This is a genomic window from Pseudoalteromonas sp. TAP-3C (assembly GCF_059888565.1).
Genome location: NZ_CM187618.1, coordinates 1,349,599 through 1,366,089, shown reverse-complemented (window position 1 = coordinate 1,366,089; position 16,491 = coordinate 1,349,599). Strand labels below are relative to the sequence as shown.

17 protein-coding genes and 1 pseudogene are annotated in these 16,491 nt (G+C 39.5%); 10 read left to right on the top strand and 8 right to left on the bottom strand.

Annotated elements, in window-relative coordinates; genetic code table 11:
* Positions 1 to 18 precede the first annotated feature (18 nt).
* Positions 19 to 954, bottom strand: a complete 936-nt coding sequence (locus AC6H44_RS06490; RefSeq protein WP_500738066.1) for an acetoacetate decarboxylase family protein — start codon at positions 952 to 954, stop codon at positions 19 to 21.
* 713 nt (positions 955 to 1,667) lie between these two features.
* Between AC6H44_RS06490 and AC6H44_RS06485 the strand changes: the two genes are divergently transcribed.
* Complete coding sequence (locus tag AC6H44_RS06485) at positions 1,668 to 1,811, top strand: hypothetical protein (RefSeq protein WP_008113633.1); 144 nt, start codon at positions 1,668 to 1,670, stop codon at positions 1,809 to 1,811.
* Positions 1,812 to 1,930: 119 nt separating this feature from the next.
* Positions 1,931 to 2,768, top strand: a pseudogene (locus AC6H44_RS06480) (transporter substrate-binding domain-containing protein).
* Positions 2,769 to 2,813: 45 nt separating this feature from the next.
* Here the strand turns inward: AC6H44_RS06480 and AC6H44_RS06475 are convergent.
* The 5 genes from AC6H44_RS06475 to rnm form a co-directional block, all read right to left on the bottom strand.
* The gene (locus AC6H44_RS06475) at positions 2,814 to 3,395 is read right to left on the bottom strand and encodes a YceI family protein (protein WP_500738065.1); all 582 of its coding nucleotides are present in this window, start codon (positions 3,393 to 3,395) and stop codon (positions 2,814 to 2,816) included.
* Between the two features lies 1 nt (position 3,396).
* Entirely contained in the window at positions 3,397 to 3,948 is a 552-nt protein-coding gene (locus AC6H44_RS06470; RefSeq protein ID WP_500738064.1) for a cytochrome b, read from the bottom strand.
* 151 nt (positions 3,949 to 4,099) lie between these two features.
* A complete protein-coding gene (locus AC6H44_RS06465; RefSeq protein WP_500738063.1) occupies positions 4,100 to 4,936 on the bottom strand; it encodes a segregation and condensation protein A in 837 nt (278 codons plus the stop codon).
* Between the two features lie 2 nt (positions 4,937 to 4,938).
* On the bottom strand, positions 4,939 to 5,559 hold the full coding sequence (locus AC6H44_RS06460; RefSeq protein ID WP_500738062.1) for an L-threonylcarbamoyladenylate synthase: 621 nt from the start codon (positions 5,557 to 5,559) through the stop codon (positions 4,939 to 4,941).
* The gene (gene rnm, locus AC6H44_RS06455) at positions 5,556 to 6,410 is read right to left on the bottom strand and encodes an RNase RNM (RefSeq protein ID WP_500738061.1); all 855 of its coding nucleotides are present in this window, start codon (positions 6,408 to 6,410) and stop codon (positions 5,556 to 5,558) included. Before rnm ends, AC6H44_RS06460 begins: the two co-directional genes overlap by 4 nt.
* Before the next feature lie 448 nt (positions 6,411 to 6,858).
* Here rnm and AC6H44_RS06450 point away from each other — a divergent pair, with 448 nt between their 5' ends.
* From AC6H44_RS06450 to trpA, 6 genes are read left to right on the top strand one after another with little or no spacing between them, the layout of a single operon-like run.
* Complete coding sequence (locus AC6H44_RS06450) at positions 6,859 to 8,427, top strand: anthranilate synthase component 1 (RefSeq protein ID WP_500738060.1); 1,569 nt, start codon at positions 6,859 to 6,861, stop codon at positions 8,425 to 8,427.
* A 2-nt stretch (positions 8,428 to 8,429) separates the two neighbouring features.
* Positions 8,430 to 9,032 (top strand): aminodeoxychorismate/anthranilate synthase component II, encoded by a 603-nt coding sequence (locus AC6H44_RS06445; RefSeq protein WP_500738059.1) that lies wholly within the window; start codon positions 8,430 to 8,432, stop codon positions 9,030 to 9,032.
* A 10-nt stretch (positions 9,033 to 9,042) separates the two neighbouring features.
* Positions 9,043 to 10,080 carry an anthranilate phosphoribosyltransferase gene (gene trpD, locus AC6H44_RS06440; RefSeq protein WP_500738058.1) on the top strand — a complete coding sequence of 346 codons (1,038 nt, stop codon included), beginning with the start codon at positions 9,043 to 9,045 and terminating at the stop codon, positions 10,078 to 10,080.
* Positions 10,073 to 11,437: a bifunctional indole-3-glycerol-phosphate synthase TrpC/phosphoribosylanthranilate isomerase TrpF gene (gene trpCF, locus AC6H44_RS06435; RefSeq protein ID WP_500738057.1), complete on the top strand. Its 1,365-nt coding sequence runs from the start codon at positions 10,073 to 10,075 to the stop codon at positions 11,435 to 11,437. Before trpD ends, trpCF begins: the two co-directional genes overlap by 8 nt.
* A 7-nt stretch (positions 11,438 to 11,444) precedes the next feature.
* The gene (gene trpB / locus AC6H44_RS06430) at positions 11,445 to 12,629 is read left to right on the top strand and encodes a tryptophan synthase subunit beta (RefSeq protein ID WP_500738056.1); all 1,185 of its coding nucleotides are present in this window, start codon (positions 11,445 to 11,447) and stop codon (positions 12,627 to 12,629) included.
* Positions 12,626 to 13,447 (top strand): tryptophan synthase subunit alpha, encoded by an 822-nt coding sequence (gene trpA / locus AC6H44_RS06425; RefSeq protein ID WP_500738055.1) that lies wholly within the window; start codon positions 12,626 to 12,628, stop codon positions 13,445 to 13,447. The genes trpB and trpA overlap by 4 nt, the downstream gene beginning before the upstream one ends.
* Positions 13,448 to 13,540: 93 nt before the next feature.
* Here the strand turns inward: trpA and AC6H44_RS06420 are convergent, their stop codons facing one another.
* Together AC6H44_RS06420 and AC6H44_RS06415 are read right to left on the bottom strand one after the other, a co-directional pair.
* Positions 13,541 to 13,810: an HU family DNA-binding protein gene (locus AC6H44_RS06420; protein WP_500738054.1), complete on the bottom strand. Its 270-nt coding sequence runs from the start codon at positions 13,808 to 13,810 to the stop codon at positions 13,541 to 13,543.
* Between the two features lie 342 nt (positions 13,811 to 14,152).
* Entirely contained in the window at positions 14,153 to 15,577 is a 1,425-nt protein-coding gene (locus tag AC6H44_RS06415; protein ID WP_500738053.1) for a sodium-dependent transporter, read from the bottom strand.
* 186 nt (positions 15,578 to 15,763) lie between these two features.
* On the opposite strand from AC6H44_RS06415, the gene AC6H44_RS06410 reads away from it, so the two are divergent.
* Together AC6H44_RS06410 and AC6H44_RS06405 are read left to right on the top strand one after the other, a co-directional pair.
* Entirely contained in the window at positions 15,764 to 16,066 is a 303-nt protein-coding gene (locus AC6H44_RS06410; RefSeq protein ID WP_500738052.1) for a YciI family protein, read from the top strand.
* Between the two features lie 155 nt (positions 16,067 to 16,221).
* Positions 16,222 to 16,491, top strand: coding sequence for a PepSY domain-containing protein (locus tag AC6H44_RS06405; protein ID WP_500738051.1), 270 nt, complete (start codon positions 16,222 to 16,224; stop codon positions 16,489 to 16,491).

The window sequence follows — 16,491 nt, the reverse complement described above, 5'->3', positions numbered from 1 at the left end:
CAATCCTTTTTGATGTGCTTAAATATTAATAGCTGCTAGCTGATCAAAATCCATTTGGATATAAAAAGGTAGATGAAGTGGCTGGCTACCTATTTTTAAACCAAACATATCTGCAAGTGGAAAGCTATCAAGTTTATTTACGTGTAAAGTAAAATCAGGTCTTAGCAGTCTAAATGTATGTATTTTTTTTATTTTTGAGGGAGAGTGAACAACCGCTTGAAATACAGCACTGGCTCCGTCTCCATTTGGAAATTGCTTAAATATAATTTGATCCATTTGCGGGTTAATGAAGCCGTTTAGCAGCTGCTTTAATAGCGATGCATCGATTCCTAATTTTTTACTAGAGAACAGATGCGCTACATGATCTCCAAAATCTTCAATCTTAGCTAAAAAGCTATTGTTATCGTTATTTGAATTGGGTGTTATTGAAAACAGCTCATGTACTTGTAACTTTGAACTTGGTGAAAAATGTTTAAAACATTCTAATGAAACTGAAAAAGACGATAATTCAGAAACTGTTTTTGGCATAACGTAATCACATAGGTATTTATTATAACCCCAAGTTTCACGGCCATTTATAAGAGCGTATATATTATTTACACTAATAAAAGCAGGATACCAATAAACATAAGTTATGCTCTGCTTTTCAACTTTTGCGATAGGAAGCCAAATAATAATATCAGTTTCTTGCATCCAACCTTGTTTATTAAAAGGGATAGCTAGCGATGCGATTTTTGCGATATCAGTAAAGGTAATTAGTGCAAACTCTCCGAGGAGTTTAAAACTAACTCCGGCTCTAGCCGCTATATTCAATGTAGAATCAATAAAATCTTGTGTCTTTACTGAGTCTAAATCAGCAAAAAAGCCATACATATTAGCATTCGTCATTCTACAAGGTGGCTTTGCAATTGGATTAGATAAATAATGTTGATAGGGGTTATTTATTGATTTCATAATACTTATCTTCGTTTTAAAAATATAAGTGTAGTTAAGTTTATAAAAAAATGCCTAGATGAGTATTGAAGAAAATAATAAGCTAAATAGGACATGCTGATCTTTTGTAATTAATTTTTAATTAATCTATTTTATATTCAAGCAAGGCAGAACCTATTAGGTGTAAATATGACCCATAAATGGGCAATAATGCAGTATTAAGTGCCAAATATTTACTACCCAAAGGATTTTGGCTGGGGCGATAAATTTTTTGTTGTTCGGTTTTTACTTAAACCCTACGTCGCGCCGAGGATAAATTGCCCCTAGATTAAACAAATTTCAATCCACAAAGGTCAAGCCCCCCTAATTAAAACGCCAACGCCATTAACCAAACCAAAAAATATTTTATTAGGTAATACTTGTACAATACGATATTTGTTGTATCATTAACTATCGGCTTAAAAAAGCCATCGCGGTTACCCTTTTACCCTGATCCAGTAAGCCCCGCAAAACGTATATTTTAAAGCTAAGTTATTGTACGGCGAGAACCCCTATTAATACCTTGATGATATATTTTTTTAATATCATCGTAAAAGTGTCATAAAGATCGTCAACACTGTAATGAAGCTAAACACAAGTTAATTATTTATATCTGAGAATGAGCTTTTCGAAAGCCCAGAATAAATAACAAAAATAAAGTGAGTTTTATTATGTCATACCAATACAACGGATCTATGATCCAAATAGCACATCCAGTGCAATCAATTTCGGTTAATAAACACCGTGTTATCTTCAGTGATACGCAAGGTTTAAAAAATGCATTGTTTCAAAAAGCAAGCGATGCACGTCAATTTGTAAAGTGGTTAAAAGCGAGTTAACCACCTTTTAAGTTAATAACTTATACAAATTATCAAATGCCAGCTTTTGCTGGCATTTTACTTTTTATTATACCTTTGACTACAATTAAGCCAGTATTTATTCATTCGTTGTGACTGTAATGCGGTTTTCATGGTTAATATTTCTACTTTTTTTATTCATTAGCGCTCAGTGTCATGCCAGAACAATAAAATGGTTAACACACGACTTTGCCCCCTACTACATTTTAAGCGGACCTGATAAGCTTCAGGGACGTGATGAACGCATCATATCACTTTTAGAACAGCAGCTACCCCATATTACCTTTGAAAGAATGATTATTCCTTCAGGTAAAGTTGTTCAAGAACTCACAAATCAGCAATCGAACGCGTGTGCATTATCACTTTATAAAAACAAATATCGTGAAGAGCGTATTTATTTTACTCAACAAAGCTCTACCGCTGGGCTATCTCCATCCATCGCTATGCACAAGGAGCTAAGTAATGCGCTTGAAATCGAAAACGCTAAAGCCGTGTCATTAACAGATTTACTAATTAATAAACGTTTGACCTTGGGTGTCTCGATGAATCGATCATACGGTAGTGAAATAGATAAGATAATTAATACCACTGAGGATATAAATCTAGTAATTAGACCTACTCGCGATACCCTTAGTACATTGACATACATGCTCAACATAAAACGAATCGATATTTTGTTAGGCTACCCGAGTGAGCATTACTACTTGGCGAAAACAATGGGGTTTCAGGATAACTTAACGCAACGGATACTAAAGGAAACACCAAAAATAAGTTACGGATTTATAGGATGGATGCACTAAAAGCGAGCAAGGCGAGAAAAATATTGCCGAATTAAATCAAAAACTAGAACTGATCAAACAAACGAAAGAGTACAAAAAAATACTAATACAATGGCTTCCGGCGCATTTAAAACCACAACTAGAAGCACATTTACGATAAAAAGCTGAGCGAGTTAACACTCGCCTAGCTTTTTATAAAACCGCCTTATTTACGAATACCTTCGATAAATAAACCGATATCGACATGAGTTGATGCTGGACCTAAATCATAATCAATACCATAGTCAGCCAATTTTAAGCTGGTTTCACCTTCAAAACCAACACGGTAACCACCCCATGGATCTTGCCCTTCACCCATTTTATCAATTTCGAAGGTAATCGTCTTAGTGACACCGTGTAGAGTAAAGTCACCGGTTACTGTGGCTTCTTCACCGTTATCGTCAAATTTAATCGCTGTACTTTTAAAACTTGCTTGAGGGTATTTACTTACGTTTAGAAAGTCATTACCGCGTAAGTGTTTATCACGTTCAGCATGATTAGAATCTATACTTGCCGTATCGATATTGACGTTAATTTGAGATGCATTCGGATTGTTAGCATCGTAACTGAACTGACCATCAAAGGTATTAAAGCGTCCATGCAACCAGCTGTAACCCAAATGTTTAATTTTAAAGTTAACAAAAGCATGCGCACCTTGGGTGTCAATGACATAATCGGCAGCACTGGCATTGGTAGCGCCCATGAACGTTGCAGCTGATAACGCGCAAGTTAGTAATAGTTTTTTCATCTTAATCATCCTTTTGTAATTTAATCATTCTAATTAATGTTTTATCTTTATCGATAAAGTGATGTTTTAACGCGCCTAAAATATGCAGTACTACAAATCCTATCAGTAAACATGCACAGTAGAAATGGATCTGCCCTGCAATATCTGCCTGTGCATCAAATGTAAAGTCGATAGCTTTTACATAAAACAAGCCAAATACTTCTATGGGTCGCCCGTCTGCTGTGGATATTAAATACCCAGAAACCATAATGATTGCTAAAAACAAATACATTAAAATATGTGCCGTTTGAGCTAATTGGTTTAATTGCTTATTACTGCCAATCGGACTCGGCTTAATACTAAAATATCGCCATAACAGCCTAAGAATAAAAACCGCAGCTAGGCTAAGACCAATGCTTTTATGTAAGTCTAATGAGCCTTTATACCAGCTATCATAGTAAGTAAGCTCAACCATGTATAAGCCTAAGCCAAACAAACCAAACACGGTGAGTGCCATTAGCCAGTGTAAAAATATGGCCATCAAACCATAGCCCGTTTTTGAGTTTTTAAACATTCCTATTGCCAATCTCATATTTAATAATACCACTACAATATAGTGATTAAGTGACGATTAAAATAGCATTTGCAAACAGTTATCGTGCGTATATGCACATTAATAAATATTAAAGCAGTAAAATTGCAAATAAGTCTAAGAAAGGATGACGCTAGCGGCGGTCATTAAGAGAAACGTAAATTTGACTATTTGCTTGAACTTGCAAGCAAGTAATTAAACCTTCTTTTATTAGTTCAAGCACAGCTATAAAACTAACAACAACGCCACTACGTCCCTCTTCAAAGGTGAACAGTTGGCTAAACACAACGGGCGCTTTAGCTTGAGATAAGGTTTGCAAAATTAAACTCATGCGTTCACGGGTTGAAAGGGTTTCTGCGCTAATTAAATGATGTTCAACTATTTTTGCTCGAGCCATTACATCACTGAGCGCTAACACTAAATCTTTAATGGCCAGTTCTGGTAGAGGTTGATTTTTTTCTGCAAGCTCAGGCATGCTTACTTGAGCGATAAATATATCGCGGCCTACGCGAGGGAGAAAATCAATATTTTCAGCCGCTTTTTTAAATTGTTCGTACTCTTGTAGGCGTTTTATAAGTTCGGCCCGAGGGTCTTCTTCCTCTTCTAATTCTTCATGAACAGGTAACAATAAACGTGATTTAATGTGTGCCAACAGCGCCGCCATTACTAAGTATTCACCAGCGAGCTCCAGCTGAAACTCACTCATCATGTCTACATATTTTACGTACTGCTCGGTAATACTAAAGATTGATAACTCAAGAATATCTAACTTGTGCTTTTTAATTAAATAAAGCAAGAGATCTAAAGGACCCTCAAAGGTTTCTAAAATAATTTCAAGTGCATCGGGCGGAATATATAAATCTTCAGGTTTATCAACAACGGCTTTACCATGCAAAAATGCCAGTGGCAGCTTTTGCTGCACTGGCATATCAGCTTTTGGCGTTGATGATAGCGCCTCAGGCTGTTTCATTGTTATTCAAATGCAGTAGTATCACCGCAACCAACACGTAAAATTTGAATATCGTCTTCTGATAAATCAATCACTGTGGTTGCCTGCTCGGGCAAATACCCGCCATGAATAATCAAATCTACGTGCTTATCAAGGCGCTCTAAAATGTCATCCGGGTCTGCTTGAGTGAACTCTTCCCCCGGTAAAATAAGTGAGCATGACATTAAAGGCTCACCCAGCTCGGCTAATAAAGCACAGGCTATTGGGTGCTCAATAACTCGTATACCTATGGTTTTTTTCTTGTCGTTTAATAACCGCTTAGGCACTTCTTTTGTGCCTTTAAAAATAAACGTGTAAGGCCCCGGGGTATTATTTTTAATCAGCCTAAACATTTGGTTATCTACACGCGCGTAAGTAGCGAGCTCAGATAAATCGCGGCACACTAAAGTAAAGTTGTGGTGTTTTTCAATACCACGGATACGCTCAATACGCTCTTTAGCCTGCTTATTACCTAAGTTACAGCCTATTGCGTATCCTGAATCTGTAGGGTATACAACTACGCCGCCTTGCTTAATAATATCAACAGCTTGAGAAATTAATCTAGGCTGTGGGTTATCCGGATGGATATGAAATAATTGACTCATAATGCAACTCCTTCGTGCTTTTCCCAAGTTTGCCAAACCCCTTGGCAATCTTTAGGTAAGTATAAATTTTTTCCTAGTTCTAGGTAGCTAGTCGGAAAATGAAAATCAGAGCCTTGTGAGCAAAGTAGCTCATACTCTTGGCTTAATAACCCCAAGAACTGACGTTCGCTTGGCGCCTGTTGTGGCTGGGCAACTTCCAGCGCATCACCGCCCACTGATTTAAATTCCACTAACAGCCTACGTAACCATTTATTAGACATTTTATAACTACCTGGGTGCGCCAAAACAGCCACCCCACCTGCGGCATGAATCGCCGCAATTGCTGTTTGCATATCACACCAATTACTTGGTACATAACCGGTTTTACCTCGTCCTAAGTACTTTTTAAATACCCCAGGAAAGGTTTTCGCTACACCCCGTTCAATTAATGCTCTGGCAAAGTGAGCGCGAGTAATTTGTGCATTTTCGGCCAGCTCGCGAGCTTGTTGGTAAATTCCCTCAAAGCCATTTTTAGTTAGTCGATGGCCTATTTCAATCGCACGGGTTTTGCGTTTTTGCTGCTGCTCGGTCAGTAATGTATGCAAAGTACAATTATTGGTATCAATATTTAATCCAACAATATGAATTTCAAAACTTTCCCATTTGGTTGATACCTCAACCCCGTTGATCAGTTTAAGTGGTAAATTTTCACGTTTGATAAAATCCTGAGCCGGTTCAATTGCGGCCACAGTATCGTGATCGGTAATGGCAAATACATCAATTTTTTTATCGACTGCTCGCGCTAATAATTCCTCAACGGTTAAGTGTCCGTCTGAATGCGTTGTATGGCTATGTAAGTCGTATTTTATCAAATGAAAACTACTTTAATTTAGGGTTTGAGGATGTTTCACACAGTATAACAAGTTTTTTAATTAAATTGTTTTAAATAAACACTTGACATAAAAGCAGCTGATACGTTTTACTATAACCACTTTTAGACATTAAAGAATAAACAACAATGAAAAATTCAATTCAAAACATCATTTGGTGGTGGCACTCTTAAAATCAAGGGTGATGAATTGTCGTGTCTAAACAAAAAATTCTAACCCGCTATCATGCGGGTTTTTTTATCGCTAAATTTTACAATACAAAATTTATAAACAGGAATTAAAAACATGAATAACGTAAATACGCTTACACATCATTGGTGGTGGCGCCTGGCATAGCGGGACGGTAATGGTCTATCTATAATTTAGACATCGTTATTCACACCCCGCACTGCTTAGCATTGCGGGGTTTTATTTTTTTAGGGGATGAGGTTTGATTTTTAGTCATATAACAACAACACCGGGTGAAGTGACTAGCATAACGCAAGCGCGAGACTATATAAGTAGTCCGCTTGCTTTATATGCCGCACTTGATAAACCTAACTCACTATTACTTGAATCTGCTGAAATAGATTCAAAAGATAGCGTAAAAAGCTTAATACTCGTCGATTGTGCACTGCGTATTGTGTGCCAAGGCAACCAAGTGAGCGTAACCGCACACTCAAATAACGGTCAGCAATTACTTAACTACTTACAAGCTAATGTAAAAAACTGCGCATCCCAGTTAACCGATACTACACTCACACTGGAGTATCACCCAGCTGATGATACAATTGATCAAGCCAGTAAACTTATTGCAGATAACGCCTTTAGTGCATTACGCACCTGTTTAAATAGTATTAAAAGCACCACCAACAATCCATTTTCGGTGTTTTTAGGCGGCGTATTTGCCTATGACATGGTGGCTAATTTTGAGCAGTTAACAGACGTGCCCGATGGTGAAAACACCTGTCCCGACTATGTTTTTTATTTAGCAGAAACACTGGTTGTTATTGATCATCAAAAACAAACAACGGAGTTAATTGGTAACGTATTTAATGGACCAGACGTTCACGCCAACTGCTTTGAAGTTGGCAAACAATTAGAGCGTCTCAATATATTATGCGATAAAGCTGCTGACTTTAGCGCACCAAACCAAACTGGCGACTGCCCGGTGAGTGTTGATATTAGTGATGAGCAATACTGCCAGCAAGTAATTAAGCTTAAGCAACACATAGTTGATGGCGATATTTTTCAGGTGGTGCCCTCTCGTACCTTCTCATTACCCTGTCCTGACTCTTTACATGCCTACAGCCAACTTAAAAAACAAAATCCTAGCCCGTACATGTTTTACATGCGCGATGAAGACTTTTCATTATTTGGCGCATCCCCTGAGTCTGCGCTTAAGTATGATGTTCAGTCTCAACAAGTTGAAGTTTATCCGATTGCGGGGACTCGCCCCCGCGGCAAGTTTGCAAATGGACAAATTAATCCTGATTTAGATAGCCGTATTGAGCTTGAACTTAGAAACGATCAAAAAGAACGTGCTGAGCACTTAATGCTAGTTGATTTAGCACGTAATGATGTGGCCCGAATTAGCGTACCCGGTACCCGCCATGCCAAAGAGCTATTAAAAGTAGACCGCTATTCACAAGTCATGCACTTAGTGTCGCGCGTGGTGGGTAAATTAAAACCCGAACTAGATGCCCTGCATGCTTATCAAGCCTGTATGAACATGGGCACCTTAGTGGGTGCGCCTAAGGTACGGGCGGCAGAGCTGGTACGCAAAACGGAAGGAAAACGTCGCGGTAGCTATGGTGGCGCAGTTGGTTATTTAACCGGTGATGGGGCCATGGATAGCTGTATCGTTATTCGTGCAGCGTTTGTAAAAAATAATGTAGCTTATGTGCAAGCCGGAGCTGGAGTTGTGTTTGACTCCGATCCACTCTCAGAAGCAAACGAAACACGTGCTAAAGCCCAAGCGGTGATCACCGCCATTAAATCAACGTATAAGGCTGTATAAAAATGAGCGAAGTACACCCGATTAAAATTTACTTTTTAGATAATTTTGACTCATTTAGTTATAACCTGGTCGATGAGCTTACAATGCTAGGTGCTGAGTTAGTCGTTTACAGAAATAACATTAGCGCTGAAGTCATATTCAACAAAATGCAGGCAGAGCACAAGCAGGTATTACTGGTTTTATCGCCAGGTCCCGGAGCGCCCAGTGATGCAGGCTGCCTAATGGAGTTAATTAGTTTATGCAAAGGTAAATTTCCGATATTGGGCATTTGTTTAGGCCAACAAGCACTGACACAAAGTTACGGCGGAGTAATCGGTCATGCTGGTGAAACCGTACATGGTAAGTCATCAATTATAACGTTAGACGAGCACCCCGTATTCAGTGGGATGGGCCGCACTATTCCCGTGGCACGTTATCACTCATTAATGGCCACAAAAGTACCTGATAACTTAGCGGTTATTGCAAAGTATCAAGATATTCCAATGGCTATATATCATCATCAAGACAAGGTGCTGGGGTATCAATTTCACCCAGAATCAATTTTAACGCCCAATGGCGCCATGCTGTTACAGCAAAGCGTAGCCTATTTAACCCGTGCAGAATAAGGCGAACATTATGACGACACAATTACAAAACCCGCTTAATGTTCAACAGGCTATTGAGCACATTATTGCTAAGCAATCATTAAGCTATGAACAAGCAAAAACACTGTTTGACCAAATAATGCAAGGGACTATGAGTGATATTGAACTCTCTGCCTTGCTAATAAGCCTTAAAATGAAAGGTGAAGTAAGTGATGAAATTGCCGGTGCTGCTGCTTCAATGCGTGAAAATGCCGTTGCTTTTACAGCTAATGAAACGCAACTTGCCGATAGCTGTGGTACCGGTGGTGATGGTTCTAACACCATAAACATTAGCACCACAGCGGCTATCGTAGCAGCAGCCGCTGGTATTAATATGGTAAAACATGGTAATCGCAGTGTATCGAGTAATTCAGGCTCTGCCGACTTACTTAAAGCATTGGGGATAAATATTGATATGACCCCAGAGATCGCTGCCCGCTGTTTAGAGCGCACACATTTTACCTTTTTATTTGCACCGCACTACCACAGCGGTGTGCGCCATGCGATGAAGGTGCGTACTACATTAAAAACCCGCACTATTTTTAATATTCTTGGGCCACTGGCTAATCCAGCCGCTCCAGAAGTTCAATTACTCGGCGTGTACGACGAAGCCTTGTGCCTACCTGTGGCGCAAACGCTTCATACTTTAGGCACTAAACGCGCTATGATAGTTCATGGCTCTGGTACCGACGAAATTGCCTTGCATGGTCCAACACAGGTTGCGGAACTTAATAACGGCAAAATCACCCAATACACGCTCACCCCGAGTGATTTTGACCTTGCAAACTATTCACTTGAACAATTAGCCGGTGAAGGCCCACAATACAATGCAAACGCCAGCCTGGCCATTTTACAAGGCAAAGGCAGCGAGGCGCATAACGCCGCTATTAGTGTTAATGTTGCTGCATTGCTGTATTTAACTGGCCAAGCACAATCGTTAAAACAAGGTGCGCAAATAACACACTCTTTATTACGTTCAGGCAAGGCCATGGACACACTAAATGCAATTATTGAGGTAAGTCATGGCTAATGTATTAGACAAAATTATTGCTGATAAAAAAATAGAGCTTATTGAACGTAAAGCATTACGCCCGCTTGAAAGCTTTAAGCATCAAGCAAAACCCACTGAGCGTAGCTTTTACCAAGCGTTAGCGGCACCTGGCACGCAGTTTATTTTAGAGTGCAAAAAGGCATCGCCGTCTAAAGGGTTAATTCGTCAGCCATTTGATTTAACAGAGATCACGCAAGCTTATAAACAGTTTGCCAGCTGCATGAGTGTTTTAACTGACGAAAAGTACTTTCAAGGCAGCTTTGATTACCTTGCATTTGTGCGCAGCCAAGTAGAGCAGCCACTTATTTGCAAAGACTTTTTTATTGATGAATACCAAATCTATATGGCACGTATTTATGGGGGTGACGCTATTTTACTGATGCTATCAGTGCTTAACGATGAGCAGTATAAAGCCCTTCATGCAACAGCCGACTCATTAAATATGTCGGTATTAACCGAGGTAAGTAATGAAGAAGAAGTACATCGTGCGCTGGCACTCAATGCGCAAATAATTGGTATTAATAATCGTGACTTGCGCGATTTAAGTACCGACTTAGCCACAACCGAGCGACTACGCACGCTTATTCCTAACGATAAAGTGGTGATTTCTGAATCAGGGATTTACACCCATCAAGATGTAAAGCGTTTAGCGCCTTTATGTAATGGTTTCTTAATTGGCAGCTCATTAATGGCCGAGGCTGATTTATTACAAGCGTGTCGCCGCGTTATTTTAGGCGAAAACAAAGTTTGTGGCTTAACCCGTAATCAAGATGCGGTGGCAGCCTATAACAATGGCGCTGTGTATGGCGGGCTCATTTTTTATCCTAAATCGCCCCGTTTTGTCGATGTAGATTGCGCCAAAGAAATCAGCCAAAGTGCGCCTTTAAAGTTTGTAGGTGTATTTGTTAATGCCACCATTTCTGAAGTTGCAGAGCATGCCAAGCAGTTAAAACTATCGGCTGTTCAATTACATGGCCAAGAAGATGAACACTATATTGCATCACTGCGTAAGGAATTACCCACTCATTGCGAAATTTGGAAAGCACAGGCAATAAAAGATGTATTACCACAACCTGTTGTAGGCGCCGACCGCCATTTATACGACACCCACAGTGATTCGCAAGCGGGCGGTACAGGTAAAACATTTGATTGGTCGGTACTACGTGATGCCACAACCCCCTTTATGCTTGCTGGCGGCTTAAACCCAGACAATATTAGCGATGCACTTTTCCAAGGCGCTTTAGGACTTGATTTAAACTCAGGTGTTGAAGAGTCTCTTGGTAAAAAATGCGCAAAAAAATTACATCATGCTTTTTCAAGCATCAGAAACTATTGAGGTTAAAATGCAAAATCCAGCTTATTTTGGCGAGTTCGGCGGTATGTTTGTCCCCGAGTTACTCGTACCTGCGCTAAAGCAGTTAGAAGACGAATTTAATAGAGCGCAAAAAGATCCTGAGTTTCAAGCAGAGCTCAGTAAATTACTTAACGAGTATGCAGGTCGCCCTACACCGCTCACTTTAACGCGTAATTTAGTTAAAAATCCAAAAGTAAAACTGTACTTAAAACGTGAAGATTTACTTCACGGTGGTGCACATAAAACCAACCAAGTATTAGGCCAAGCACTGCTCACCAAACGCATGGGTAAAAAAGAAGTAATTGCAGAAACCGGAGCAGGCCAACATGGTGTGGCAACCGCGCTTGCTTGTGCGTTACTGGGTTTAAAATGCCGTGTTTATATGGGTGCAAAAGATGTAGAACGCCAACAACCTAATGTATTTAGAATGAAACTTATGGGCGCAGAAGTTATTCCAGTAACAGCAGGCTCTGGTACATTAAAAGATGCAGTTAATGAAGCAATGCGCGACTGGTCAGCAAACTATCAAGAAGCACATTATCTTTTAGGAACAGCCGCGGGGCCTCACCCGTTCCCAACAGTTGTTCGTGAGTATCAAAAAATTATTGGTGAAGAAGCTAAACAGCAATTACTAAAAGCTGAAGGCCGTTTACCTGACGCGGTAATTGCGTGTGTGGGTGGCGGTTCAAATGCTATTGGTATGTTTACTGATTTTATTGATGAGCCAAGCGTAAAACTTATTGGTGTAGAGCCTGCGGGTAAAGGCCTTGATACTCATGAGCACGGCGCTACTATTTGTAAAGGTAGCAAAGGTATTTTGCATGGCACATATACTTATATTATGCAAAATGACGACGGCCAAATTGAAGAATCTTATTCAGTATCGGCGGGACTAGATTACCCCGCAGTGGGGCCTCAGCACGCATTTTTACACGAAACAGGACGTGCACAATATGTCGGTATTACAGATAAAGAAGCACTCGATGCGTTTCAAGCACTTGCAAAACATGAAGGAATTATTCCTGCATTAGAGCCAAGCCATGCGCTGGCTTATGCACTTAAATACGCAGAGCAACAAACAGAAGAAAGCATTATTGTGATTAATTTAAGTGGCCGTGGCGACAAAGATTTAGCGCATGTACACAAGGTATTATCAGAGGAAGGTGAGCTATGAGCCAAGTAAAAACTAACCGCTACGGACAAATGTTTGCCGCATTAAAAGAGCAAAACCAAGGCGCCTTTGTGCCATTTGTAACTATGGGCGATCCGGGTAAAGCACACAGCATTGAAATTATTAAAAACTTAATTGATGGCGGTGCTGATGCCTTAGAGCTAGGTATTCCGTTTTCCGATCCGATTGCCGATGGCCCTGTGATTCAAAAAGCCAATATTCGTGCCTTAAACGTGCATATTAATACCCAAGACTGCTTTGATATTATTAAGGAAATTCGTCAGTACAACGCCGACATTCCAATTGGTTTGTTATTGTATTCAAACTTAATATTTAAACGTGGCCTAGACACATTCTACAAAGATGCAAAAGCGGTGGGTGTTGACTCTATTTTGGTCGCTGATGTGCCATTACATGAGTCTAAAATGTTTAGAAAGGCAGCAATTGCTAGCGACATCGACCCTATTTTTATTGCAACACCCAATGCCAGTGACGATACCCTGCGCGAATGTGCATCATATGGTCGTGGTTACACTTATTTACTTTCTCGTGCAGGAGTAACGGGTGCCGACACTAAAGCACAAATGCCAGCAACGCATGTCGTAACACGCCTACAAGAATATCACAGTGCACCTGCATTATTAGGCTTTGGTATATCAACACCTGACGATGTAAAAGCGGCGCTTAAAGCGGGGGCAGCAGGCGCTATTTCAGGCTCTGCGGTGGTAAAAATCATTGAAGCAAATTTAGATGATTTTCAGGCGATGAACTCACAATTAAAAGCATTTGTCAGCGATATGAAAGCGGCTACAAGGCTTTAATTTTAAACTGTTTTTAAACTACTTTGAAACAACAAAAAGGGCATATTAAGTGCCCTTTTTATATTTTAGTACGGGTTTAATCAAGAGTATTAATTAAAGGCTGTCTTTTAACACTTTAGCTGGCTTAAATACCGCTTTATTAGCCCCTTCTATTTCAATAGTTTCGCCGGTTTGTGGATTACGACCTCTGCGTGCTGGGTAATAACTTAATGCAAAAGTGCCAAAACCAGATATTTGTACCTGATCGCCTTCAGACAGTGATTTAGTAATCACTTTTTGCAAACTTGAAAGCGCTAATTGCGCCTGTTTTTTCGTTAGTTCACTCGAGTGTGCAATGGCTGTAACAAGTTGTGCTTTATTCATTATTTGCTCCTAAATACACGCCTAGGGTTTAGCCCTCGAGCGTGGCAATACAATGATGTAAAAATAAAAGCAGGCAGGCTAAGGGTTACCAAGGGGTAAGTCAACCTTAATCAAGCACAAGGCGTATAAGGGAGGTTAAATGGTGTAAAATACAATCAACTTGCGTGCTTCATCATAAATGAACGCCTGTAGCAGGCTAAGGAAGCAAATACATTTGCGCTAAAACCTAGTATTTACATTAATTGAGTACCCAGAGCGTAGCGTCTATGAAAAGATTGACTCTATGACTCTAGAAACAAAAAAAAGCCGCGACAAACGCAGCTTAATTAAATTTAGTTTAAATTAAAAACCAAATATGCTGATATTAAAAAACTTAGTCGCGACAGTATTTACAAAAATTATGAGTAAAATTGCTGGAATAAAGGTTTGCAGTGAAAAGTTAACGTATTTTTCCATATAACTATTCGCATAATTAGGAGAGCCTTGTCTTAACTCTTCACTTAAACGGACTTTTTTCCATTTATAAATCACAAATAGGCACACCATTAACCCGTTAAGTGGCAAAATAGTGTCGTAAAAAACATCATAAATAATATCAAAAAAGCTCTTGTTGCCGCTACCGTAGCTGGCAAAAGACGTTAAGCTGTCTATCATGCCAAATGACATAATACATAAAACAGTAAGCACACCCGTTGATAAGGTTAAAATACCCAGTGCTTTTTTACGGCTAATGCCTTTGCGATCACTGAGTGTGGCGGTAGGCACTTCTACAATAGATACTAATGAAGTAATGGCTGCAAAAAATACCAGTAAAAAGAAAATAAACGCCACAGCAGATGCGCCAAAATAACCAATATCGTGTTGCATCGCTAATAATATTTTGGGCAGGTAAACAAAAATCATCGACACCGACGAGTCTGACAATTTAGAGGGATCGGTATTCGGGTCAAAACTAAAAATGGCTGGCAACACCATTAAACCTGCTACAAATGCAACCAGAGAGTCAGTAATGGCCACCATTTTAGCGCTGCCTACTATGTCGTCTTTTTTAGAAATGTATGATGCATAAGTAATTAAAATACCCATGCCTAACGATAATGAGAAAAATGCTTGGCTCAATGCGCCGTTCAACACACTGGCGTTCATTTTACTAAAATCAGGAATAATGTAGTATTTTACACCTTCCATTGCGTTATCAAGCGTTAATACATAACCCACTAATATAATGAGCATGACAAATAATGCCGGCATCAAAAATTTAGCCGCCTTTTCTATACCATCTTTTACGCCACCGACCAAAATTAAATTAACAATAACCACAACCAGCGCCATGTAGCCAAACACATTGTAGCTATTAATAAACTCATCAAAATGCCCAGGATTTGCTAGCATATCAAGATTACCCAGTGCGGTTTGGCTCAAGTAACCAAAAATCCACACCGTGATCACCAGATAAAAAACAGCAATCATAAATGGCGTTAACACCGCTAAAAAGCCAGCAAACTTCCATTTTTTATCATTATTGGCAAGCACCTTATACGCACCAAGGGGATCTTTTTGTGCATGGCGACCCATCGCCATTTCGGCCATCATCACAGGTAAACAAATAAATGCGACAAATAAAGCATAGACGAGCAAAAATGCACCACCGCCATTCTTGGTCGCAGAAACTGGAAAGCCTACTAAGTTACCAATACCCACAGCAGAACCTGCCGCTGCTAATATAAATCCTAAGCGGGAGCTAAAATGCTCTCTATTTTCACTCATGTAATAACCTTGTTATTTTTTATCTTATCCAACGGACTCTACCAGTGTTACGCAGCGCTTTTCAAGCAATTACCGTGTAAAAAAACATTCTTGCTGTAAACATCGCCACAAACACTTTTAATTCACCATTTATCAACCCTATGCTAGTATGCAGTTAATTAAATTTAACAAGTTTTGAGAGTTTTTATGTTGTATATGATTTATTCAACAGACGTACAAAATAGTTTAGAGCACCGTAAAGCGGCTCGTCCAGCGCATTTAGCGCGCTTACAAACGTTACAGGATGAAGGCCGACTGCTAACCGCAGGTCCGCTTCCAGCCGTTGATAGCGAAGATCCTCAAGATGCAGGTTTTACCGGTTCTTTGGTCATTGCTGAGTTTAATTCATTAGAAGATGCCAGAGAATGGGCCGCGAACGACCCATATGTTGCCGGTGGTGTGTATGAAAACTCAATTGTTAAACCATTTAAAAAAGTATTCCCTGCTTAAATGAAATGCGTTAGTTAACCGCAACCGGAAATTCAGGGGTTGTTCACTCATTTTTAGTTAAACTTCACTTTATGAAAATTTGAATACACAGCATGATATTTAAATTTTAGTGGTTTAGTTTGTAGGCTAAGCAGGTATGTTTTAGGAGTTTCGTAATGCGTGTATTATTATTGCTCAATTTAATTGCGGTTGTTTGTTTTGCTAATTTAGCTCAAGCAAATAACACTACCAATAAAGTCGATAAAGTTGATAAAGTTGAGATAAACAAAAAGAAAGCAGTAATACTTGCAAAACAAACTACAAACGGCACAACGCTAAAAATTTCTGAAGAAACACTTTTTTATACTGTACGAATTTTGAAAACTGACGGCCACGTCGTCGATTTGAAAATAAACAAAAAAACTGGCGAAGTGAAAAAGGATTAA